General features: G+C 55.2%; 16 protein-coding genes and 6 pseudogenes. 13 read left to right on the forward strand and 9 right to left on the reverse strand.

Translation table 11 applies throughout. The features are described from left to right. Positions 1-140: 140 nt before the first annotated feature. The 5 genes and pseudogenes from ACMX3H_RS01655 to fabY form a co-directional block, all read left to right on the forward strand. A pseudogene (locus ACMX3H_RS01655) lies at positions 141-586 on the forward strand (L-fucose:H+ symporter permease); the annotation flags it as partial. 228 nt (positions 587-814) lie between these two features. Continuing rightward, on the forward strand, positions 815-1402 hold the full coding sequence (gene yihX, locus ACMX3H_RS01660) for a glucose-1-phosphatase (RefSeq protein WP_415209557.1): 588 nt from the start codon (positions 815-817) through the stop codon (positions 1400-1402). 55 nt (positions 1403-1457) lie between these two features. After that, positions 1458-2369, forward strand: a complete 912-nt coding sequence (locus ACMX3H_RS01665; RefSeq protein WP_415209558.1) for a virulence factor BrkB family protein — start codon at positions 1458-1460, stop codon at positions 2367-2369. Further along, complete coding sequence (dtd, locus tag ACMX3H_RS01670) at positions 2323-2760, forward strand: D-aminoacyl-tRNA deacylase (protein ID WP_415209559.1); 438 nt, start codon at positions 2323-2325, stop codon at positions 2758-2760. The genes ACMX3H_RS01665 and dtd overlap by 47 nt, the downstream gene beginning before the upstream one ends. A gap of 36 nt (positions 2761-2796) precedes the next feature. Next, a pseudogene (gene fabY / locus ACMX3H_RS01675) lies at positions 2797-3742 on the forward strand (fatty acid biosynthesis protein FabY). Positions 3743-3888: 146 nt separating this feature from the next. Here fabY and ACMX3H_RS01680 read toward each other — a convergent pair. Both ACMX3H_RS01680 and ACMX3H_RS01685 read right to left on the reverse strand, forming a co-directional pair. Next, positions 3889-5577 (reverse strand): annotated as a pseudogene (locus tag ACMX3H_RS01680) (AsmA family protein). A 674-nt stretch (positions 5578-6251) separates the two neighbouring features. Then, positions 6252-6431 carry a hypothetical protein gene (locus ACMX3H_RS01685; protein ID WP_415209560.1) on the reverse strand — a complete coding sequence of 60 codons (180 nt, stop codon included), beginning with the start codon at positions 6429-6431 and terminating at the stop codon, positions 6252-6254. 302 nt (positions 6432-6733) lie between these two features. Between ACMX3H_RS01685 and otsB the strand changes: the two genes are divergently transcribed. Next, complete coding sequence (otsB, locus tag ACMX3H_RS01690) at positions 6734-7522, forward strand: trehalose-phosphatase (protein ID WP_415209561.1); 789 nt, start codon at positions 6734-6736, stop codon at positions 7520-7522. Further along, a complete protein-coding gene (gene otsA / locus ACMX3H_RS01695) occupies positions 7519-8928 on the forward strand; it encodes an alpha,alpha-trehalose-phosphate synthase (protein WP_415209562.1) in 1410 nt (469 codons plus the stop codon). The genes otsB and otsA overlap by 4 nt, the downstream gene beginning before the upstream one ends. Positions 8929-9179: 251 nt before the next feature. Here otsA and ACMX3H_RS01700 read toward each other — a convergent pair whose 3' ends face one another. The 4 genes from ACMX3H_RS01700 to mobA form a co-directional block, all read right to left on the reverse strand. Continuing rightward, positions 9180-9434, reverse strand: coding sequence for a CsbD family protein (locus ACMX3H_RS01700; protein WP_415209563.1), 255 nt, complete (start codon positions 9432-9434; stop codon positions 9180-9182). Between the two features lie 104 nt (positions 9435-9538). Beyond that, positions 9539-10177 (reverse strand): LexA family protein, encoded by a 639-nt coding sequence (locus ACMX3H_RS01705; RefSeq protein WP_415209572.1) that lies wholly within the window; start codon positions 10175-10177, stop codon positions 9539-9541. Positions 10178-10691: 514 nt separating this feature from the next. Beyond that, positions 10692-11195, reverse strand: coding sequence for a molybdopterin-guanine dinucleotide biosynthesis protein MobB (gene mobB / locus ACMX3H_RS01710; RefSeq protein ID WP_415209564.1), 504 nt, complete (start codon positions 11193-11195; stop codon positions 10692-10694). Then, the gene (mobA, locus tag ACMX3H_RS01715) at positions 11192-11782 is read right to left on the reverse strand and encodes a molybdenum cofactor guanylyltransferase MobA (RefSeq protein ID WP_415209565.1); all 591 of its coding nucleotides are present in this window, start codon (positions 11780-11782) and stop codon (positions 11192-11194) included. Before mobA ends, mobB begins: the two co-directional genes overlap by 4 nt. Positions 11783-11926: 144 nt before the next feature. Here mobA and ACMX3H_RS01720 point away from each other — a divergent pair, with 144 nt between their 5' ends. The 4 genes and pseudogenes from ACMX3H_RS01720 to polA all read left to right on the forward strand — a co-directional run bounded on the left by ACMX3H_RS01720 (position 11927) and on the right by polA (position 17073). Continuing rightward, complete coding sequence (locus tag ACMX3H_RS01720) at positions 11927-12196, forward strand: YihD family protein (RefSeq protein WP_415209566.1); 270 nt, start codon at positions 11927-11929, stop codon at positions 12194-12196. A gap of 21 nt (positions 12197-12217) precedes the next feature. Continuing rightward, positions 12218-13202 (forward strand): annotated as a pseudogene (locus ACMX3H_RS01725) (serine/threonine protein kinase). Positions 13203-13245: 43 nt separating this feature from the next. Beyond that, the gene (gene dsbA, locus ACMX3H_RS01730; protein ID WP_415209567.1) at positions 13246-13869 is read left to right on the forward strand and encodes a thiol:disulfide interchange protein DsbA; all 624 of its coding nucleotides are present in this window, start codon (positions 13246-13248) and stop codon (positions 13867-13869) included. A gap of 417 nt (positions 13870-14286) precedes the next feature. Next, positions 14287-17073 (forward strand): DNA polymerase I, encoded by a 2787-nt coding sequence (polA, locus tag ACMX3H_RS01735; protein WP_415209568.1) that lies wholly within the window; start codon positions 14287-14289, stop codon positions 17071-17073. Positions 17074-17476: 403 nt separating this feature from the next. Here polA and yihA read toward each other — a convergent pair whose 3' ends face one another. Continuing rightward, positions 17477-18121 (reverse strand): ribosome biogenesis GTP-binding protein YihA/YsxC, encoded by a 645-nt coding sequence (gene yihA / locus ACMX3H_RS01740; protein WP_415209569.1) that lies wholly within the window; start codon positions 18119-18121, stop codon positions 17477-17479. Between the two features lie 169 nt (positions 18122-18290). Between yihA and yihI the strand changes: the two genes are divergently transcribed. Together yihI and hemN are read left to right on the forward strand one after the other, a co-directional pair. Then, positions 18291-18839, forward strand: a complete 549-nt coding sequence (gene yihI, locus ACMX3H_RS01745; RefSeq protein WP_415209570.1) for a Der GTPase-activating protein YihI — start codon at positions 18291-18293, stop codon at positions 18837-18839. A 189-nt stretch (positions 18840-19028) separates the two neighbouring features. Beyond that, positions 19029-20410 (forward strand): annotated as a pseudogene (gene hemN, locus ACMX3H_RS01750) (oxygen-independent coproporphyrinogen III oxidase). 57 nt (positions 20411-20467) lie between these two features. Here the strand turns inward: hemN and ACMX3H_RS01755 are convergent. Further along, entirely contained in the window at positions 20468-20590 is a 123-nt protein-coding gene (locus ACMX3H_RS01755; protein WP_415209571.1) for a YshB family small membrane protein, read from the reverse strand. A 57-nt stretch (positions 20591-20647) separates the two neighbouring features. Beyond that, positions 20648-21484, reverse strand: a pseudogene (locus ACMX3H_RS01760) (sigma 54-interacting transcriptional regulator); the annotation flags it as partial. Positions 21485-21621 lie beyond the last annotated feature (137 nt).

Here is a 21621-nt window from a genome sequence, read left to right on the forward strand (position 1 = left end):
CTCAAACCGGGATGGAAATAAAAGTTATTAAAATCAATACAATGTGAAAATACAATGAGCATAAGCGTGTAACGTAGGTCTACTGTCTCATACAACAAACCCACCAATAATTCAAGACGTCCTCCACGGGGCGCTTACGTTTTATTGGCTTTTTTATCGGCAAATTCATCGCCAATTGCCTGATGACCCGCTGCACATGCAGAAAGTGCTGATCGCCTATTCGGCAATCGGCGTCGCAATGCTGGCGTATGTGATGCTGGTGCCAAATTTTAGCGCCGTGTATGCCACGGTAGGCGTCAGCGCATTGTTCGGTCCCTGTTGGGCCACGATTTACACCGGCACGCTTAAAACGGTAGAGAACCGGTATACTGAAGTGGCGGGGGCGGTGATCGTGATGTCCATCGTCGGCGCGGCGATTGTGCCGGCGCTACAGGGTTATGTGTCCGATTATCTTGGCTCCATGCAACGATCTTTCGGCGTGTCGCTGCTGTGTTTCGCGTTTGTCGGCTACTATTTCTGGGGAGAGCTACGCCATCAGGAGCGCAGGCGCACGGCGCTGCCCGCCGCGGCACAGGGCAAATTCTAGCCGGCGTCCCCGCTTACGGCCTAACGCCGGCCCTGTTCGGCCACGGCCCGGCATCGACCCTATTGAGTCACGGCCCAACGCCGAATGCGCGTCGCGGTGCCCGCCAAACTCGGGTTTCATAGCGCCGCGGCGGGGCGCCTTGTTACCATAAGGGCATCCGCGATCGCGCTTTTCAGTTAGGCCGTTTCCCGCTACAGTGAAGATCTCATGAAGGATTCGGGAGGGACCATGCTATATATCTTTGATCTGGGGAATGTCGTCATTGATATCGATTTTAACCGCGCGCTGGGGGTCTGGAGCAATTTCAGCCGTGTCCCGCTGGCCACCCTGCAAAAAGAGTTCGTCATGGGTGAGGTCTTTGAACAGCATGAGCGTGGGGATATCACCGATGAAGCCTTTGCCGCCAAAATCTGCGGCGAATTGGGCATCGCGTTGAGCTTTGAACAATTCACCGCCGGCTGGCAGGCGGTGTTCGTCGGCCTGCGGCCCGAGATGGTGGAGATTTTGACCAGGCTGCTCGAACAGGGGCATCGTGTGGTGATCCTCTCCAATACCAATCGCCTGCATTGCGATTACTGGCCGAGCCAGTATCCCGAGGTGCAAGAATACGTGGACAAACTCTATTTGTCGCAGGATCTGGGCATGCGCAAACCGGACCCGGCCATTTATCGCTACGTACTTGAGCAGGAAGGGTCGACGGCCGACGGCGCGGTTTTCTTTGATGATAATGCCGATAATATTGCCGCGGCACGTCAGGTGGGGATCCGCAGCGTGCATGTGACGGACCGGGAGGTCGTGCCGGTATTTTTTGCCTGACGGCAAGAAAGCGTGGGCGTCCCGCGCTGATGCAATCACCGCAAAGAGGGTGGCGATGACGGGTCTGCGGCTGAAGAAGCTCATGCCGGTGCTGCATTTTATCCGGCATCTGGGTAAGCGCGTTTATCGCGATGATATCACGGTACTGGCAGGTCATCTGGCGTACGTGTCGCTCTTGTCGCTGGTACCGTTGGTGACGGTCATCTTTACGCTCTTTGCCGCCTTTCCGGTGTTTTCCGATGTCAGTATTGAGCTGCGCCATTTCATTTTCACCAATTTCATGCCGGCCACCGGCGACGTTATCCAGCGGTATCTGGAGCAATTTATTCTGAATTCGAGCCGTATGACGGCGGTGGGGACCTGTGGCCTCATCGTTACCGCGCTGCTGCTGATTTACTCGGTGGATACGGTGCTCAACAGTATTTGGCGCAGTAAAAACAAACGGCCGATTATTTTTTCTTTCGCCGTCTATTGGATGGTTTTGACGCTGGGCCCGCTGTTGGCGGGCGCCAGCATGGTGCTGAGCTCTTATCTGTTTTCGCTTACCTGGCTGAATGTCAGCGGCGCCAACGGCGTGATGACGCTGCTATTGCGCGTCTTTCCGCTGTTGCTTTCCTGCGCGTCGTTCTGGCTGCTCTATAGCCTGGTGCCGACGGTGAGGGTGCCGGCGCGCGATGCGTTGGTGGGCGCGCTGGTGGCGGGCGCGCTGTTTGAATTGGGGAAAAAGGCGTTCGGTCTGTATGTCACCCTATTTCCGTCCTACCAGCTCATTTACGGCGTGCTGGCGGTGATCCCCATTCTCTTTCTCTGGGTATACTGGAGCTGGTGCATTGTATTATTGGGGGCGGAGATCACCGCGTCGCTGAGCGAGCACCGGCAGGTCGTCGCTCATCACGCCGCCCAGACTGCAAGGAATTCCGATGATAGAGTTGATACAACGGGTCACGCAGGCCAGCGTCACCATTGATAATGAGGTGGCGGGCGCGATTGGCCCGGGGCTCCTGATCCTGCTGAGCGTAGAGCGGCAGGACGATGAACAGCGCCCGGCCAAATTGTGTGAACGCGTGCTGGCTTACCGTATATTTAGCGATGAGCACGGCAAGATGAACCTTAATGTGCGCCAGTCGGGTGGCACCGTGCTGGTGGTATCCCAATTTACCCTGGCGGCGGACACCGATCGAGGCCTGCGCCCGGGGTTTTCCCGCGGTGCGGCGCCGGCGGATGCCCGGCGGCTGTATGATGATTTTACCGGCCGCCGCCGGCAGACCGGCATTCGCACCGAAACCGGGAGCTTTGGCGCCGATATGCAGGTGGCGTTGGTCAACGACTGGCCGGTAACCTTCTGGCTGCAGGTCTGAGTGGCCGGATGGCGTATTCAATTAAGAGAGATGGGTATGTATCACTTGCGCGTTCCGGAAACCGAACAGGAGCTTCAACAATATTATCAGTTCCGATGGGAGATGTTGCTCAAGCCGCTGCATCAGCCGCCGGGCTCCGAGAGGGACGCTTACGACGGCATGGCGCATCACCAGATGGTGGTGGACGAGCAGGGCCAGCCGGTGGCGGTAGGGCGTCTTTATGTTAATGCTGATAATGAGGCCTCGATACGCTTTTTGGCGGTGCATCCGCAGGTGCAGGATAAAGGCCTAGGCACGCTGGTCGCGATGACGCTGGAGTCGGTGGCGCGCCAGGAGGGGGTCAAACGGGTGGTGTGCAGCAGCGCCCGTGAAGATGCGGTGGCGTTTTTTGCCAAGCTGGGGTTCGTCAATCAAGGGGAAATCATCACCCCTTCTACCACCCCTATCCGGCATTTTTTGATGATTAAGCCCATCGTCACCCTTGGACGACATCCTGCACCGGCCCGATTGGTGTGGCCAGCTGCAGCAGGCCTGGTATCAGCATATTCCGCTCAGCGAGAAAATGGGCGTGCGCATCAGCCAGTATACCGGGCAGAAGTTTATGACCACTATGCCCGAGACCGGCAACCAAAACCCGCACCATACGCTCTTCGCCGGCAGTCTGTTTTCGCTGGCGACCCTGACCGGCTGGGGGCTGATTTGGCTGCTGCTGCGTGAGCGCCAGCTTGGCGGCACCATTATTTTGGCCGATGCGCATATCCGTTATACCAAACCGGTGATTGGCCGGCCGGGGGCGGGGGCGGATCTGGGATCGCTATCGGGAGATTTAGGCCGGCTGGCGCAGGGACGCAAAGCGCGGGTGCAGCTTGAGGTCGAACTGTACGGAAATGATATCAAGGGCGCCATTTTTGAAGGGGTCTATCTGGTCCTGCCGCCCTCGCTGGATATCCCGCTGGAGCGAGGCGGCTCCAACGCCGGCTGAGGGCCGTGCGCCGGTTGCCGCGGGCGCCGTGGCCCTATCGCTGTGACGAGAGTTTCGCTGGCGCGAGGTGGCTCCAACGCCAGCTAAGGGCCGTGCACCGGTTGCCGTGGGCGCTGAACCTGCCGGGGCCGTAACCAGCGATGTTGCTAGGGCTCAGGTGTTGCCGCCACGTCGCCGTGGCGCAGGTTTTGATTGAGGGTTTGCCCCGTTGTGCTCTGGGCCTGTAGCGTGCCGTTCAGCGAAGGCTTGAGCGGCGCGGCCGCCGCCATCTGTCCCCGCAGCTGCAGTTTGAGGTTGGCGTTGCCCGTCAGCGGCAGCGTCGGCCACCCCCAGTTATGCAGCACATTGGCCGGTACCGCCCGCCCGTTCAAACTGAGGGTAAAGTCCCGCGCCGGCCGCTGGCTGACGGTGGCGGCTTCCAGCCGCCCCTCGCCGGTAAAGGCGCTCAGCTCGCTAATATTCAGCGTATCGCCGGTGGCGTCCAGCGTCAGCGACGGCTGGCGCACGTCGGTTTTATTGAAGGTGGCATCGCTGCCGTTCAGGGTCAAGCTGCCCGACCAGACGCTCCATTGATGGTCGCGCGCCAGCACCAGTTGCCTGCCGGTGACGTCCAGGGCGGTTATCTGGAACGGAAATGCCGGGGTAATATCGATGATCAGATTGCGGTTGGCGCTCAGCCTTTCCACCGACACGCCCGCAAGCCAAGACGGTAGCGGCTGCAGCCAGCTCGCGCGCCAATTCGCGGGCAAGGTATATTCCAGGCAGGCTATCATCAGCTCATCCAGCGCCAGCTTGTGTTCTTGCCGCAGCCAGCGTCCGCTGGTGCGCAGCAAGCCTCTTTCCCAGCGGCCGCTGAATTGGCGGATCTCAACACCCTGCGGCGAAAAAGTCATGTTGGCGAGGGTATCCGTTAAATGCACTCCGCCGTTAATCAAATCACTGGCGTTGAAGGAAAGCGAACCGTCCTGTGCCGACCAGCCGCCATCCTGGAAGGTCATATCGCGTAGGGTCAAATCCAGATCGTTAAACGCCCAATTACGCCCCTCCATACGCGCATCGATCAAATCTGCGCGACGTAGGGTAATTTTGGGCGCGGAAAACACCTGACGCAAGAAGTCGTGCAGCGTCTTGTCCGACTGCAAACACACATTGCTCAGCCGCAGGCTGTCTACCTGCCAGCTACCGTCGGGCGCGCACCGCGCGGTACCGGTAAGCTCGCCCTGGTAGAGATCGGCCCCGAGATTATCCAGGGTGAGCGCCTGGTTGTTTATCTCGCCCTGGACCAGGACATTCTGCGCCGGCACGCCGTTGAGCGTCAGAGAACGGGCGCTAAGCTGAAAACGCGCCTGCCGGCCCAGCGGATAACCGGCCTGTGGTCGCAAGGGCGAGATGCCAGCGTTGACGTTCTAGCCGTTAAGTCGCCAATCGCCGTACGGGGTGCGAACCGCCATACCATTGAGCTGCAGTGTATCCGCCTGCAGGGGCCAGGCCGGCGCGGCCGGGTCAAGATTCAGGGTGCCGTCCTGCAATTGTAAGCGATTAACATGACAGGGATCGGTGAGTTGCTGTGTGCCAAGCTCGGCCACTACCCGCTTGGCGACCAGCGTCGGCAGCGCGTCTTTTTTGCCGAGGCTGACGTTATCAAGTTGGATCTCGCTGAATTGCGTCCAGCTGTGATTAATATAGCCGAGGGAAACCTGGTAATCGCTGTGCCGGGTCAATTGCCGGCCCAGCCAGCCGGCGCCCCAGGTGGTTTGCAGCAGCATATAAATAAGCACAATGAGCAATAATAGGATCAGACGCAGTGAGATCAGCAATTTGCCAATAAATTTCATTGCACATTCCGCAGCGGTGAAAACAGATACACTGTTTATGCCGTAATTGACCCGTTATCTAAAGGTAAGCGCCCCGTGGAGGACGTCTTGAATTATTGGTGGGTTTGTTGTATGAGACAGTAAACCTAAGTTACACGCTTATGCTCATTGCATTTTCACATTGTATTGATTTTAATAACTTTTATTTCCATCCCGGTTTGAGTGATATGAAATTAGTGGTTCTGAAGTTTGTGATAGTGTCCANTTAAAWTTTAATGGACACTATCACAAACTTCAGAACCACTAATTTCATATCACTCAAACCGGGATGGAAATAAAAGTTATTAAAATCAATACAATGTGAAAATACAATGAGCATAAGCGTGTAACGTAGGTTTACTGTCTTATACAACAAACCCACCAATAATTCAAGACGTCCTCCACGGGGCGCTTACGTTTTTTCTGTCTATTTTTCATACTTTTAAACGTAGACTGGATAAAATATCGACAAGTGATGATTGGATTTGTCGTTATTTTAGGCTAGCGATGCTGCCCAGCAAGGAGAATTGTAAATACTAACCCGGACACGGCAACTTTTTGGCTAAGATTAATTGACCTGAGCCCATGCGCTAACACCTGCGCGGCCGCGTGGGGAAGGGCTTGAGGCGTTCGCGGCAGTCTCCCCGCTCGCGAAGTCATCGCTGATAGCGGGCGTTAATGACCACACCATAGGCGATGCCCTCGGCCTTCACCTTGAAGAGGATTTGCTGGAAGAACGGATAAAATTGTAAGCCGTGCGTTGTTTTTATGTTAAAAATAAACGGGTGGACGCGGGAGACGGCCTTTGGCCGGGTTATGACAGAGTCGTTTTTCATGACTATACTTATTTTGCTATCACCGCCGCCCTGACTCAGGCGGTTCCAGAACCAGGCACGAGGAGACCATCGTTTCGCTGGTCGCTGGTACCGGAACAAAGAAAGCTGGGTGCTGGTAAAGCACATACCAAGGAGTATGACGAAAACCAGGATTCACTTCATATTCTTGCACTCCTTTGAACTCCGCTTTCAATCTTGACTGTCAGGGCTGCCAGACCAGACCATGGGCGTACGCAATGAAAATGTTGGACGATGCGCCGTGAAGAGCGCGCGTGAGCGGAACATAATGAGGAAAAAAAGGTATGACACCAAGTGATTCAATACCCCCGATAGTGTTGGCGGAAACCGCCTGTTTTTTTGATGTGGATGGAACGCTCGCCGGTATTGAAACTCGGCCTGAATGGGTCACTATTCCTGGCGATATCAAACAGGCGCTATGCGAACTGTCCACCGCCGCCGGCGGTGCGCTGGCATTGGTTTCAGGCCGGCCCGGGGCTGAACTTGATAGCCTGAGCGCGCCGCTGCGCGGACCCGCCGCCGGTATTCATGGAGCGGAGCGCCGCGACGCCCGCGGTGACTTCCACCGCGTGACATTGCCAGCGCCTATCGCCACCGCCTTGGCACAGGAACTTAAACAGGCCATCTCGGCGTTTGACGGCTGCCATGTGGAAGATAAAGGGGTGGCGTTCGCATTGCACTACCGTCAAGGGGAACAATATCACGATCGGATCCTGGCGCTGGCGCAGGACCTGGTAAGACGTTATCCCGAACTGGTATTACAGCTCGGCAAATGTGTGGTTGAGCTTAAGCCGGCGGGCGTCAATAAAGGCGCGGCGATAGCGGCATTCATGCAAGAACCGCCGTTTGTCGGACGGACGCCGTTATTTATCGGCGACGACCTGACAGATGAAGCCGGTTTCAAACAGGTTAACGCTTTGCAGGGCATTACGATTAAAGTCGGACCCGGCACGACGGTTGCCCGATACCATCTGGACGATGTGAGTCAGGTACACCGGTGGATTCTGACATTGGCAAAACAACAAAAAAATCATTTTATTAAAACCAAAAACTCGGTTGGGGAGGGTTTATGAGTCGCCTAGTGGTAGTATCAAATCGAATAGCGGCTATCGAAGGTAAAAAGGAAAGCGCCGGTGGTCTGGCCGTCGGCATAATGGATTCACTTAAAGATCAGGGCGGATTGTGGTTTGGCTGGAATGGCAAAATAAGCGAAGAAGATGAGCCTCTCGAAAAAAACCAGCAGGACAACATTACTTTTGCCGCATTTAGTTTAAAACAAAGCGAATACGATCAATATTACCTTAATTTTTCTAATACCGTTATCTGGCCCGCCTTTCATTACCGCCTCGATTTAGTGCAATATCAGCGTGAAGATTATGATGGCTATTGCCGTGTCAATGAAATGCTGGCGGGACGTCTTAAGCCGCTGGTGAACGAAGACGATATTCTCTGGATACACGATTATCATTTATTGCCGTTCGCCGCCGCCTGCCGTAAATTGGGCATGAAAAACCGCATTGGTTTCTTCCTGCATATCCCTTTTCCGACCTCGGAAATCTTCAATGCTTTGCCGCCCCGTAAAGAGCTGTTAGAGAAGCTGTGCGAGTATGATTTATTGGGCTTCCAGGCGGAAAGCGATCGCCAGGCGTTCATCGAGAATCTGGCATTGGTCACCACCGTGGAAGATTTGGACGATGATCGTATCAAGGCCTACAATAAGCCGGTAACGGCCCGGGTCTATCCCATTGGCGTCGAGCCGGAAAGTATTCGTGAGCTGGCGGAAGGGCCACTACCGCCCAAGCTTGCCCATTTGCGCGATAAGATGAACGGTCAGCTGATTATTAGCGTAGATCGGCTTGATTATTCTAAAGGGTTACCGGAGCGCTTTCAGGCCTATGAGACGCTGTTGGAGAATTATCCACAGCATCGCGGCAATATCCGTTATTTCCAAATTGCGCCGACATCGCGGGGCGATGTCCAGGCATATCAGGACATCCGGCATGAGCTGGAGACTGAAGCCGGCCGTATCAACGGCCACTTCTCCACACTGGAATGGACACCGCTGTTTTATCTCAATCAACATTATGAACGCAGCCTGTTGATGAAAATTTTTCGCCATTGCGAGGTAGGGCTGGTAACGCCGCTGCGCGACGGGATGAATTTGGTCGCTAAGGAGTATGTTGCTTCACAAAATCCTGATGATCCCGGCGTGCTGATCCTCTCCCGTTTTGCCGGCGCTGCCAATGAGCTTACCTCGGCGCTGTTGGTCAATCCCTACGACCGCGACGGCGTCGCCGCCGCGTTGGATAAAGCCCTCAGCATGCCGCTCGGCGAGCGCAAGGCGCGTTTTCAGGAAATGATGGTGGTGATTAAGAAGAACGACATTGTGCATTGGCGACAGTCTTTCTTGACCGATTTAAAAAAAATCCCCTCCAAGACTGAAGATATCGGGCAGACCGTCTCCGGTGTGACGCGATAACCCTTACCGCCATCCTGGCTTAGGCCAGGATGACCGGTCATCTACGCCCGACACGGGGCCGCGAGACGCGTAGCCTGCCTTCGTAAAATAACAGCGCAGGGCCTTCATCGTTTTCACTTCAGTGCCGCCCGCGGAGCCAAAATACTCAACCAAAAGCAATAGCCTAATTATGTGACACTGTCACGGTAAAAGATTGAAAAAAAACCGGCAGCGTTGAAGGCGTGCCGGTTATCATTGCCGGGCGAATAGGCTTATCGGCGGCTTGAGCCCAGAATTTTTGCCAACAGGAAACCGACACCGCCTGCTATAAGCTGCGCAGGCACCGGATCTTTACTGGTCTTTTCTTTGACGCTGTCGACGTAATCATTAAAGGTATAAGACGCCTGAGCGGCTTTTTGATGTATTTTCCCTTCAAGGGTGAGAGAATCATCGTCCGTTGCTTTGCCAAACGCTTCCTGGCCTTTCCCCGCGAATTCTTCAACTTTATCTTTGGCTTTATCGTACATAGTTCTCGTCCTTTGCAAGTGGAAACTCTTTAAATATAGACCAAAATTGCGGTTTTGCTGGGACCGGGGCAAAGCGGCAAGCTAAACGCATTTCTCGTCTTGCACTATCGTAAGCGCTTGCGCCGGTAGATCCGATGCTCAACCATGGTGCCAATGACCCGGATAGGCATGGTATCCGAACGCATAATCGGGTAGTCCGTATTAAGCGGGACGAGTTCAAACACCTGCTCACCTTGGGCATCGAACGACACCGGACGGTACTTCTTGAACGTGGCTTCGTGATCGCCGTTTTTCGCCACCACGAACTCCCCTGGATGCTGCTCAATGTCCGGGTCGATAATAACCACATCGCCGGTATGGAACGACGGCGCCATGGAATCGCCTTCGATTTTGAGGGCGAATGCCTCGTTGGACCAATTCATATCGGTCAGCACATATTCAAAATCGCCATCCGCGCCGGTGATGGGCGCTTTCTCGGCAAAGGCACCCGCCTGAACGACATTTATCAACGGGATTTTCCGGCTGCCGACTTCGGCGCGGCTTAGCAGGGGACCCCCGTTCATCAACCAATCGGGGCTGCACTGCAGGGCACGGGCGATGCCGACGATGTTGCGCGGCTTGCTGGTTTTGCCCTCCTCAATACTGCCCCAGGATTGCTGGCGGATACCGGCAAGGTCGGCCGCTTTTACTTGCGTCATGCCCAGTTGCCGCCGTCGTTTTTTAACGCGTTCAGCTAAAGTCATCTTTGTCCTCCTGGTAATATGATACCGCCAAAACTGTATTTGACAACCCCCAATACTGTAAGCGCCCCGTGGAGGACGTCTTGAATTATTGGTGGGTTTGTTGTATGGCCCGGTAAGAATATGTTCCATTACGATGCCTAGTTAACCCGCATCCTATAAGGGACGGCTGTCAGATCATGGATAATCCGGCGATGATAGTGTCCACTTAAATTTTAATGGACACTATCACAAACTTCAGAACCACTAATTTCATATCACTCAAACCGGGATTGAAATAAAGGTTATTAAAATCAATACAATGTGAAAATACAATGCGCATAAACGTGTAATGTAGGTTTACTGTCTCATACAACAAACCCACCAATAATTCAAGACGTCCTCCACGGGGCGCTTACATAACAAACGCGGCGTAGACATAAGCTGGTACACTCAACACTCTACGTCCCGATGGGCAAGCTCAGCGGCAGCAATCGGTTCACCGGCGCCCCAAGTTGGCCACAAGCTTACGATCGCCCTAACCGGCCATGATAAAACGGGCGATCTCGGCAGGCTGGTTAATGTTCAACTGCGGCAGCGCACAGTCCAACGGCACATCGCTGGCGACCGCAATGACATGCCGATCGAGGAGCGTGCGCCAATCTTGACCGGTCGCGGAACGATAGAGAGCAATTTTATTGACCGGTTCATGCTTGAAGCCTTCCACCAGGATCAAATCGAGCAGTGACGGATCCATCTGACTGGCCAACCAGGCCAAGGAAGGCATCTGCGCCGGCACGTTTTCAGTCATCAGCGCCCAGCGCGCCGAACTTGCCACCATCGTCTGCCGCGCGCCGGCCTTACGTAGCGTATAACTATCCTTACCCGGCGTATCCACATCCATTTTATGGTGGGTATGCTTGATAATGCCCAGGCGCAGACCGGATTGGTCAAGCAGCGGGATCAGCTGTTGCAGCAGAGTGGTTTTGCCGGTACCGCTATAGGCGGCGACGGCCAGCAAAGGAAGGTGCGAGACGGTCATGGCAGCTGTCCGTGTGACCACAGGTCAAGATCCTGCGGCGTGTTAAGATTCATAAAATCGTACCGGGAGGCGTTAAACACCACCCGCCGTGCCGGGATAGTGGACAGAAAAAGCCTGACCCGCCTTCCTCCGCGGCGCAGAAACGCTTCCAGCGCCGGCGCCAAAGCTCGGTGCAACAGCGTAAACGTGGGATGATCATGACCCTTATCATCGCCGGCGAAGGCCGAGGACGCCTGCTGTCGATTCGCCCACAGCCGCGCCACCAAATCGTTCGGAAACACAGGTACATCACAAGGGACAAACGCGACCCACTCGCTATCCGCAAGGCGCAGACTCATCAGCATCCCGGCCAGCGGCCCAGCAAAACCGGGAAAGGTATCCGCCACAACCGGAAAACCGTCGTGCTGATAGGCATCTTCGTTACGATTGGCGTTAATCATCAGCACAGCGACCTGCGGCGCCAGACGATCGGCTACGTAACGGTATAATGGCTTATGATTGATTTGCAGCAGGCCTTTATCTTTACCGCCCATGCGCGTCGAAAGACCGCCCGCCAGGATCACGCCGGTAATGCCGTTGGTTACCATCGCCCTCTCCAGGATGAAATTCTAGGGTACGGGGATTACCCTTCATATTAGGATACAATGTTTTAGCGAATGCAGGATAATGCTGTTTATCCCCGTTCGCGAATCTTGCTACAGTACTGTCAGACCTTCACTAAGGAATGTATTATGAAATGCCATCGCGTTAATGAATTAGTGGCGCTGTTGCATCCCGCCTGGCAACAAGAGCCAGATCTTAACCTGGTACAATTTTTGCTAAAGCTGGCGCAGGAAACAGGATATCAGGGCGATTTAAGTGGCCTGACCGATGATATTCTGATCTATCATTTGAAAATGCGCGGCAGCGATAAAACGGCCGCTATTCCCGGGCTGGCGAAAGATTATGAAGAAGATTTCAAAACGGCCATTTTGCGCGCCCGCGGCATTATCAAAGAGTAAGCGGGGGCTGAGCGGCGGGTTATGAGCACAGAATTCAATTTTCAGGCATTAATGCCCGATTTGATTATGGACGCCCTGCAACAAACGGGGATCGTCGTCGATTCCGGCTTAACCGCCCTAAACAGCTATGAAAATCGCGTCTATCAGTTTCTGGACGAAGAGAAAAAGTGCTATGTGGTGAAATTTTATCGCCCCGAACGCTGGCGTACCGAGCAAATTTTAGAAGAGCACCAGCTGGCGCATGAGCTTGCGGATGCCGAAATACCGGTCGTAGCGCCGCTGGTCATTAATCATGCGACGCTGCACAACCATCTTGGCTTATTATTTCGCCCTGTTTCCAAGCGTAGGCGGGCGGGCTTTTGAGCAGGATAACGAAGACCAGCTGGAGTGGGTAGGGCGTTTTCTTGGCCGTATTCACCGACACAACGGCAGCCGCTGTTTTAGCGCGCGCCCAACCATGGGACTGGAAGAATATCTGACGCAGCCGCGTCGCGAGCTGGAAAACAGTACCCTTATCTCTGGCCGGCAGAAAGCGATGTTTTTACAAGCGTGCGACCAGTTAATAGCGCAGGTGCATGAGGTGTGGACCACCGACTGGCGCCCGCTGCGTCTGCATGGCGATTTGCACGCCGGTAACATTTTGTGGCGCGACGGCCCGACGTTTGTCGATCTCGACGATGCCCGTAATGGCCCGGCTGTTCAAGATCTCTGGATGCTGCTTAACGGCGATCGCCGCGACAGGCTGTACCAATTGTCGCTACTGTTGGACGCTTATGCTGAGTTTATGGATTTCGATCCTCGCGAACTGGCGCTTATTGAGCCGTTGCGGGCAATGCGAATGATCCATTATCTCGCCTAGGTTAGCCGGCGCTGGGGCGATCCGGCTTTTCCGCGTAGTTTTCCGTGGATGGTTGAGGCGGAATTCTGGTCGCAACAAACAGCGCTATTCATCGAACAGGCAACGCTGCTGCAACAGCCTCCGCTGCAGCTGATGCCGGTATATTGATTATGTTTACGCCTAAGTTATTCATTTTGGAGAGACACTATCTATGAAAAAAATATGGTTTGCGTTGATGGGTATCGCGTTGGCATTCAGTGCCTCGGCCGCGCAGTTTACTGAAGGTCAACAATATGTCCAGCTCGACAAGCCAGTAACCAGTGAACCCCAGGTGCTAGAGTTTTTCTCGTTTTATTGCCCGCACTGTTATCAATTCGAGCAGGTATATCACATTTCCAGCACGGTGAAAAAAGCGCTACCGGCAGGAACCAAAATGACCAAATATCACGTGGACTTTCTGGGGCCGATAGGTAAACAGCTCACCCAGGCCTGGGCGGCAGTCATGGCGCTGGGGGTAGAAGATAAAGTCAGTCCGCTGCTGTTTGATGGTCTGCAGAAAACGCAGACGATACAAACGCCGGATGACATCCGCGCGGTCTTTATCAAAGCGGGCGTCAGCGCGGAAGAATATGATTCCGCCTGGAACAGCTTTGTCGTGAAATCCTTGGTCGTACAGCAGGAGAAAGCGGCCGCCGATCTGCAGCTGCGCGGCGTACCGGCGATGTTCGTCAATGGCAAATATATGGTGAAAAATGACGGACTGGATATGTCGTCGATGGACGCTTATACCAAACAATTCGCCGATGTCGTGAAATTTCTCCTTAGCCAAAAGTAATATCGCCCGTGGGCGAATGAAGCACAACGCCGGCGACCGCCTGCGTTGTCGTTTGTGGCGGCGATAGAAATAGCGGTATCTCCTTAATCTGCCAGCGGATAATAACCTTTGCCCGCTACGGGCCGTAGCAGGTTTATATCCACAATGGCAATACCCTTGTGATGAAATTTGCTATTGGCAGGTTAATATATTAATCACTTGATAATAAAGGTTTTTTGTCTAACGACCTCGCGATTGTCGCGGCTGTCAATAAAAACTATAATTTTTACTCACAAAGTTATCCACAGCATGATCCTGCGGATCTCGCCGCATTCCCGGTATTTTTATCGCCCTTATGCTACGCTAACCATCGTCTCCGGCTGCCGGCTGTGGCATGCTACCCCTTATGTTTGCTGACTAAAAAGAACGAAATACGCTATGGTCCAAATCGCAGAAAACCCGTTAATCCTAGTGGATGGCTCTTCTTATCTTTACCGCGCCTATCATGCCTTCCCGCCGCTGACCAATAGCGTGGGGGAACCCACGGGGGCGATGTACGGCGTATTGAATATGCTTAAAAGCCTGCTGGTGCAATACCGGCCAAGCCATGTGGCGGTGGTGTTTGATGCCAAGGGCAAGACCTTTCGCGATGAATTGTTTGAGCACTACAAATCCCACCGGCCGCCCATGCCGGACGATCTACGCAGCCAGATAGCGCCGCTGCATGAGATGGTCAAGGCGATGGGGCTGCCGCTGCTGGCTATCAGCGGCGTCGAGGCCGATGATGTTATCGGTACGCTGGCGCTGGCGGCGGCGCGCGATGGCCGCGACGTGCTGATAAGCACCGGTGATAAAGACATGGCACAGCTGGTGTCGCCCAAAATTACCCTGATCAATACCATGTCGAACACCATCCTCGGTCCGGAAGAGGTGCAGTTGAAATTCGGCGTGCCGCCGGAGCTTATCATCGATTATCTGGCGCTGATGGGCGACAGCTCCGATAATATTCCGGGCGTGCCGGGGGTAGGGGAGAAAACCGCGCAGGCGCTATTGCAGGGACTGGGGGGGCTGGAAATCCTGTATCAACAGCTTGATAGCGTCAGCACCTTGAGCTTCTGCAGTGCCAAAACCATGGCCGCCAAACTCGAGCTGCACCGCGAGGTGGCTTTCCTCTCCTACCAGTTGGCGACGATCAAAACCGATGTGGCGCTGGATTTACCCTATGACCAGCTAACGGTTGAAGAGCCCGAGGCCGAAGCGCTGATGCTGTTATTTCAGCGTTATGAATTTAAACGCTGGCTGAGCGACCTGGAAGCGGGTAAATGGCTACAGGGTCGCAAAAGCGCCGTAGCGCCGCCTTCGCCCTTTACCGCGCCCCGCCCGGCCGCCGCAGAGGCGCCGGCTGAGGTATTGTCAAAAAACGGCTACCAGATCATTTACGACATGGCGACGCTTGAGCAGTGGATTACCGTGATCCGCAGCGCCGGTGTGTTCGCCTTCGATACCGAAACCGACGGGTTGGATACGCTGACCGCCAATTTAGTGGGGCTGTGCTTTGCCGTGAAGCCGGGTGAAGCCGCCTATCTGCCGGTGGGTCACGACTACCTGGATGCGCCGGACCAGCTTGACCGCGCGGCAGTATTGGCGGCGATGAAACCGGTGCTGGAAGATCCCGCCATCGGCAAAATCGGCCAGAACCTCAAATTCGATCGCGGGGTATTGAAACGATACGACATTGAGTTGGCCGGCATCGCATTCGATACCATGCTGGAATCCTACGTGCTGGACAGCGTCGCCGGCAGCCACGATATGGACAGCCAGGCGGACCGTTTTTTACAACACACTACCGTGAGCTTTGAAGAGATCGCGGGTAAAGGTCGCAACCAGCTGACGTTTAACCAGATCGCTTTGGAACAGGCCGCCCCGTACGCCGCCGAAGACGCCGATGTGACGCTGCGTTTGCATCAGACGCTGTGGCCGCGCATTGAGCAAGCGCCGGAGCTGAAAAAGGTCTTTCAGGAAATTGAAATGCCGCTGGTGCCGGTCCTGTCGCGCATTGAGCGCACCGGCGTGCTCATTGACGAAAACATTCTCGCCGCGCATTCGGTGGAGCTGACCCAACGCCTGAAAGCGCTGGAACAGGAAGCGCATCAGCTGGCTGAAGAACCGTTCAATCTTTCCTCTACCAAACAGCTGCAGGCGATTTTATACGATAAACAGAAACTGCCGGTGCTGAAAAAAACGCCCGGCGGTGCCCCTTCCACCAATGAAGAGGTGCTAGCTGAGCTGGCATTGGATTATCCGCTGCCGAAGCTGATTTTGGAATACCGCGGCCTGGCCAAGCTTAAATCCACCTATACCGATAAACTACCGCAAATGATCAACCCGGTGTCGAAACGGGTGCATACCTCCTATCATCAGGCCGTCACCGCCACCGGTCGACTGTCTTCGAGCGATCCGAACCTGCAGAATATCCCGGTGCGTAATGATGAGGGACGGCGTATACGGCAGGCGTTTATCGCGCCGCCGGACGCGCTAATCGTGGCGGCGGACTATTCGCAGATTGAGCTGCGCATCATGGCGCATCTCGCGCGCGACCCCGGATTACTGAACGCCTTCGCCACCGGCAAGGATATTCACCGCGCCACCGCCACCGAGGTATTCGGTATGCCGCTGGAGAAGGTGACACAGGATCAGCGCCGCAGCGCCAAGGCTATCAACTTTGGCCTGATTTACGGCATGAGCGCTTTTGGTCTGGCGCGTCAGCTGTCGGTGCCGCGTTCGGAGGCGCAGAAATATATGAATCTTTATTTCGAGCGGTACCCCGGCGTTTTGGACTATATGGAACGCACCCGCAGGCAGGCTACCGATCAAGGCTATGTCGCGACCCTGGACGGGCGCCGGCTTTATTTGCCGGATATCCACTCGCGCAACGGCATGCGTAAGAAAGGCGCGGAGCGCGCGGCCATTAATGCCCCTATGCAGGGCACCGCCGCCGATATCATCAAACGGGCGATGATTGCGATTGATGGCTGGCTGCAGCAGGAAGCGCCCCCGGTTCGCATGATTATGCAGGTTCATGATGAGCTGGTGTTTGAGGTGCAGCGGGATGCGGTTGAGAGCGCCAAAGCGCGGATCAAGGCGCTGATGGAGGGATGTTTTACGCTGGATGTGCCGCTGCAAGTAGACGTGGGCGTCGGTGAAAACTGGGATCAAGCTCACTAAGTGGCGAATGACTAAGCACTTTTTGTAATTAAGCTACATTAAAGTGTGATGTATTCCTACAATAAGCATTCCTTATACGTAAAAAGGTGAAAGTAAACTACAAAAAATTCTTTTTCCCCATCAAAAAATAGGGTAAAGTTATCGGCGTAGGGTACAGAGGTAAGATGTTCTATCTTTCAGACCTTTTACTTCACGTAATCGGATTTGGCTAAGTATTAGCCGCCCCAGTCATTTTATGACTGGGGCGTTTTTTATTGGGCGCGGAAAACCTTGCCGTGCGCTGCCCGGCGGCATGAACATCACATCGTGAACAGCGCCGCCGCCGTCACCTCGATCAGAGCGTGACGTTGCAGGCAAGGTGAGTAGCGCCGCCATCGCCCCGGCCAGGGCGTGAAGCTGAGCTTTATTCTTCACTCGCAGGCGTTTCTGGCGCTATCGCCGGCGGGATGGCGGCAAACCAGGCGTCGAGTTTCTGCCGCAGTTTATCCACGCCCTGCTTTTTCAGCGATGAGAATGTTTCAACCTCGACATCGCCCATGAATGCCAGCGCCGCTTCGCGCACCTGATTTAACTGCGCTTTGCGCGCGCCGGAAGCCAGCTTATCGGCTTTGGTAAGCAGGACGAGAACCGGAATATTGACATCCACCGCCCATTGCACCATTTGTTGGTCGAGATCTTTCATCGGGTGGCGGATATCCATTAATACCACCAGCCCCTTGAGGCTGTCGCGCTTTTGCAGATATTCGCTCAGAGCACGCTGCCACTTGCGTTTTAATTCTTCCGGCACTTTGGCGTAGCCATAGCCGGGAAGATCCACCAGCCGGATGCCCGGCTCAACCTCAAACAAGTTGATAAGCTGGGTGCGCCCGGGGGTTTTACTGGTCCTGGCCAGGTTTTTCTGATTGGTCAGGGCATTAAGCGCGCTGGATTTGCCGACGTTGGAACGCCCCGCGAAGGTGATTTCAATCCCACTGTCGATCGGCAAATGGCGAATATCCGGCGCGCTGGTCACGAAATGGGTTATCTGATAGTTATAAGATTTGGTCAACGGTATCCTCTCTCTGGAGATGGCATATTAGCGGCAATTATACCGGTTATGTCCCGGGATGCGTTTTTTATCTTCGCCCACGGGCGCGGTCATCTTTTTTCTTGCGCGGCTTTCTGATAGATTCCGCCGCAACGGTAGACGTCATTACCCTTACCCAAGAGTCAATATTATGAATTCATCAGCACGGGGCGGCCGCGGTAAGCCCGGTGACGCCCGAAAAAAAAAGCAGCGTAAAAGCCGCGAAGAGTTGAATATCGAAGGGCGTGAACGTAAGCGGCAGAAAAAACACCGCGGGCTGGCCGCCGGTTCACGCAGTCAGGGCGGCGGCGGCGAGGCCGTACGCCAAAATACCCGTACGCCGCAGGATGGCCGTATCGGCAGCAAAAAGCCCGTGCCGCTGACGCTTGAGGGGGCATCGGTTCAACCCAAACCCCTCGCGTCCGCGCCGCAGCCGCCAAAGCCGCGGGAAACGGCCGAACAGGAGCTGGCACGCCTGGAGAATGACGATCGTCTGGATGCGTTACTACAGCGCCTTGAGCAGGATGAAACCCTTTCCACAGAGGAACGACGTTATGTCGACCAGGCGCTGGATCGAATCGATAAGCTGATGACCGAGTTGGGCATTGAGCTTATTGACGATGACGAAGAGGATGCGCAGACGAATCAGGAAGATATACTGCAGCTGCTTAAACGCGGCTACGACAAAGACAGCTTCTAACCCTTGCCGGCATTAACGCTTCTCCTTGCGCTATTGTTAACCTGTTATTTTGTATGGTTATCGGGTAAACTATGGCGCCTCTCGCGATCGCGACGCAAGGCGCGGCTGCAAGCGGCCCGTGCCGCGGTTCGCCGACCCGCCCCTCTCGTCAGACGGCACCGTCGACGTCCCCCGGGTAAGGAGTAAGCCGTGAAGTCATTGCCAGCAATCGAATGGGATTCGGCCCTCATTCAGAAATACAACGACTCCGGGCCACGCTATACGTCCTATCCCACCGAGCTGGAATTCAGCGAAGATTATGATGACGCGGCGTTTGCCACGGCGGCGGGCCGTTATCCCGCGTGGCCGCTGTCGCTTTATGTCCACATCCCGTTCTGTCACAAGCTGTGCTACTTCTGCGGCTGCAATAAGATAGTCACGCGCCATGGCGCAAAGGTCGATAATTATCTCGATACGCTGGCGCGGGAAATCCGCGCGCTGGCGCCGTTGTTCGCCGGTAGGCACGTCAGCCAAATGCATTGGGGCGGCGGGACGCCGACCTTTTTGTCGGTGGCGCAGACAGCGCGGTTAATGGCGCTGCTGCGGGAGCACTTCTCTTTTGATGCCGACGCCGAGCTGTCCATTGAAATCGATCCGCGGGATATCCCGCTGGATCTCATCGATGATTTGCAGGTAAGCGCCAAGGGTTTAATCGTATCAGCGTCGGCGTGCAGGATTTCAATGGCGAGGTGCAGCGTCTTATCAATCGCGAGCAGGACGAAGCGCTGATTTTTGGTCTGATTGAGCGCGCCACCCGTCTGGGATTCCGCTCGACCAATATCGATTTGATTTACGGTCTGCCGCGCCAAACGCGCGATCGCTTTGCTTACACGTTGCAGCGGGTCATCGCGCTTGGGCCGCAGCGTTTAAGCGTGTTCAATTATGCCCATATGCCGTCGCTATTTGCCGCGCAGCGCAAGTTTAAGGACGCGGATTTGCCCGACGCCGCGCAAAAACTGGCCCTGTTGCAGCACAGTATCATGACCCTCACCGACGCGGGCTATCAGTTCATCGGCATGGACCATTTCGCCCGGCCGGACGATGAACTGGCGCTGTCGCAGCGGGCGGGACGTCTGCACCGCAATTTCCAGGGGTATACCACCCAGGGCGAGTGCGACCTGTTGGGACTGGGTCTATCGGCGATAAGTATGATCGGCGACCATTATGCGCAAAATCAGAAAGTCATGCGCAGCTATCGTGATTCCGTTGAGCGGCAGGGTAACGGTTTGTGGCGTGGCGTGGCGCTCAGCCGCGACGATTGCCTGCGGCGGGACGTCATAAAAGCGCTGATTTGCCAATTTCGCCTCGATTTTAACGTGATTGAAACGGCTTACGGCATCCGATTTACCGACTACTTTGCCGAAGATCTGATGCAAATGGCGCCGCTGGTGGAGGACGGGCTGGTGACGATGAGCGCCGGCGCGCTGGAAATAACCGTCCGCGGCCGTCTGCTGGTGCGCAATATCTGCATGTGTTTCGATGCCTATCTACGCGCCAGCCAGCGCCTACGTCCGTTTTCCCGGGTGATCTAAATCGCCCCTTTCCGCCGTCAGGCGAAAAGGGGCGTCATGAGGGTGTTGGACGACCGATCAATTCAGTGAATTGATGAGCGCGGCGCACATGACCGCCGCCAGCGCCGTCTGTGGGGCATGCCCCGTGACGATAACCGTGTCCAATCCCTGCGTCACGAAAGCGATAATGGTCTGCAACATGGCTTGTCTCCCCTTGTGCACAGAAATAATACTGAGCCGGCCCGCGATGTAAACTGTTTAAGCGAAATTTTGCATCGCGGCGCACTCTCTGTGGCGCGTTCGGGGATTACTCCATCCAAGCTCTTTCAGCTTGCGCGTTAGCGTGTTGCGGCCCCAGCCGAGCAAACGGGCGGCATCCTGCTTGTGGCCCTGGGTATGGCGCAGCGCGGTGGTCAGCAAGGTGCGCTCCATTTCCGGCTGCGCTTCCGACAGCAGGTTTTGGTGACCGGAGCACAACGCGCGATCCGCCCACTGCGCCAGCAGCGTGGCCCAGCTATCCGGCAGCGATTGCACCACGTTATCCGGTGCGGTGGTTTCAAACAGCTCCGGCGGCAAATCCTGAATCAATACTTCTTGTCCGGCGGCCATTACCGTCAACCAGCGGCAGGTATTTTCCAACTGGCGCACGTTCCCCGGCCAGGGGAGGCGGGTCAGCGCGGTTTCGGTTTCCGGGTGCAGATTTTTCGGCTCCACGCCCAGCTCCCTGGCCGCTACCTGCAGGAAATACCGCGCCAGCCGCGGAATATCTTCCCGTCGCTCGCGCAGCGGCGGCAGATGGACACGGATAACGTTCAGGCGATGGAACAAATCCTCGCGAAAGCGTCCTTCCTGCACGCGCAATTCCAGGTTCTGGTGAGTGGCGGCGATAATACGCACATCCACTTTGACCGGCGCATAGCCGCCGACGCGGTAGAACTGGCCGTCCGCCAATACACGCAGCAGGCGGGTTTGCACATCCAGCGGCATATCGCCGATTTCGTCCAGAAACAGCGTGCCGCCGTCGGCCTGCTCGAAACGGCCATGACGGATTTGATTGGCGCCGGTAAACGCCCCTTTTTCATGGCCGAATAATTCGTAAGCGCCCCGTGGAGGACGTCTTGAATTATTGGTGGGTTTGTTGTATGAGACAGTAAACCTACGTTACACGCTTATGCTCATTGCATTTTCACATTGTATTGATTTTAATAACTTTTATTTCCATCCCGGTTTGA

The organism is Sodalis sp. (in: enterobacteria), assembly GCF_047607725.1.
Classification (GTDB): Bacteria; Pseudomonadota; Gammaproteobacteria; order Enterobacterales; family Enterobacteriaceae; genus JBLKSS01.

What these genes read in the sequence shown, in the direction of transcription:
- ACMX3H_RS01720 (WP_415209566.1), top strand. Translation starts at nt 11,927, where the DNA reads ATGAAATGCCATCGCGTTAATGAATTAGTGGCGCTGTTGCATCCCGCC.
- ACMX3H_RS01700 (WP_415209563.1), bottom strand. Translation starts at nt 9,434, where the DNA reads ATGTACGATAAAGCCAAAGATAAAGTTGAAGAATTCGCGGGGAAAGGC.
- ACMX3H_RS01755 (WP_415209571.1), bottom strand. Translation starts at nt 20,590, where the DNA reads ATGTTGCAGACCATTATCGCTTTCGTGACGCAGGGATTGGACACGGTT.
- otsA (WP_415209562.1), top strand. Translation starts at nt 7,519, where the DNA reads ATGAGTCGCCTAGTGGTAGTATCAAATCGAATAGCGGCTATCGAAGGT.
- otsB (WP_415209561.1), top strand. Translation starts at nt 6,734, where the DNA reads ATGACACCAAGTGATTCAATACCCCCGATAGTGTTGGCGGAAACCGCC.
- ACMX3H_RS01685 (WP_415209560.1), bottom strand. Translation starts at nt 6,431, where the DNA reads ATGAAAAACGACTCTGTCATAACCCGGCCAAAGGCCGTCTCCCGCGTC.
- mobA (WP_415209565.1), bottom strand. Translation starts at nt 11,782, where the DNA reads ATGGTAACCAACGGCATTACCGGCGTGATCCTGGCGGGCGGTCTTTCG.
- ACMX3H_RS01705 (WP_415209572.1), bottom strand. Translation starts at nt 10,177, where the DNA reads ATGACTTTAGCTGAACGCGTTAAAAAACGACGGCGGCAACTGGGCATG.
- dsbA (WP_415209567.1), top strand. Translation starts at nt 13,246, where the DNA reads ATGAAAAAAATATGGTTTGCGTTGATGGGTATCGCGTTGGCATTCAGT.
- polA (WP_415209568.1), top strand. Translation starts at nt 14,287, where the DNA reads ATGGTCCAAATCGCAGAAAACCCGTTAATCCTAGTGGATGGCTCTTCT.
- yihX (WP_415209557.1), top strand. Translation starts at nt 815, where the DNA reads ATGCTATATATCTTTGATCTGGGGAATGTCGTCATTGATATCGATTTT.
- yihI (WP_415209570.1), top strand. Translation starts at nt 18,291, where the DNA reads ATGAATTCATCAGCACGGGGCGGCCGCGGTAAGCCCGGTGACGCCCGA.
- ACMX3H_RS01665 (WP_415209558.1), top strand. Translation starts at nt 1,458, where the DNA reads ATGACGGGTCTGCGGCTGAAGAAGCTCATGCCGGTGCTGCATTTTATC.
- mobB (WP_415209564.1), bottom strand. Translation starts at nt 11,195, where the DNA reads ATGACCGTCTCGCACCTTCCTTTGCTGGCCGTCGCCGCCTATAGCGGT.
- dtd (WP_415209559.1), top strand. Translation starts at nt 2,323, where the DNA reads ATGATAGAGTTGATACAACGGGTCACGCAGGCCAGCGTCACCATTGAT.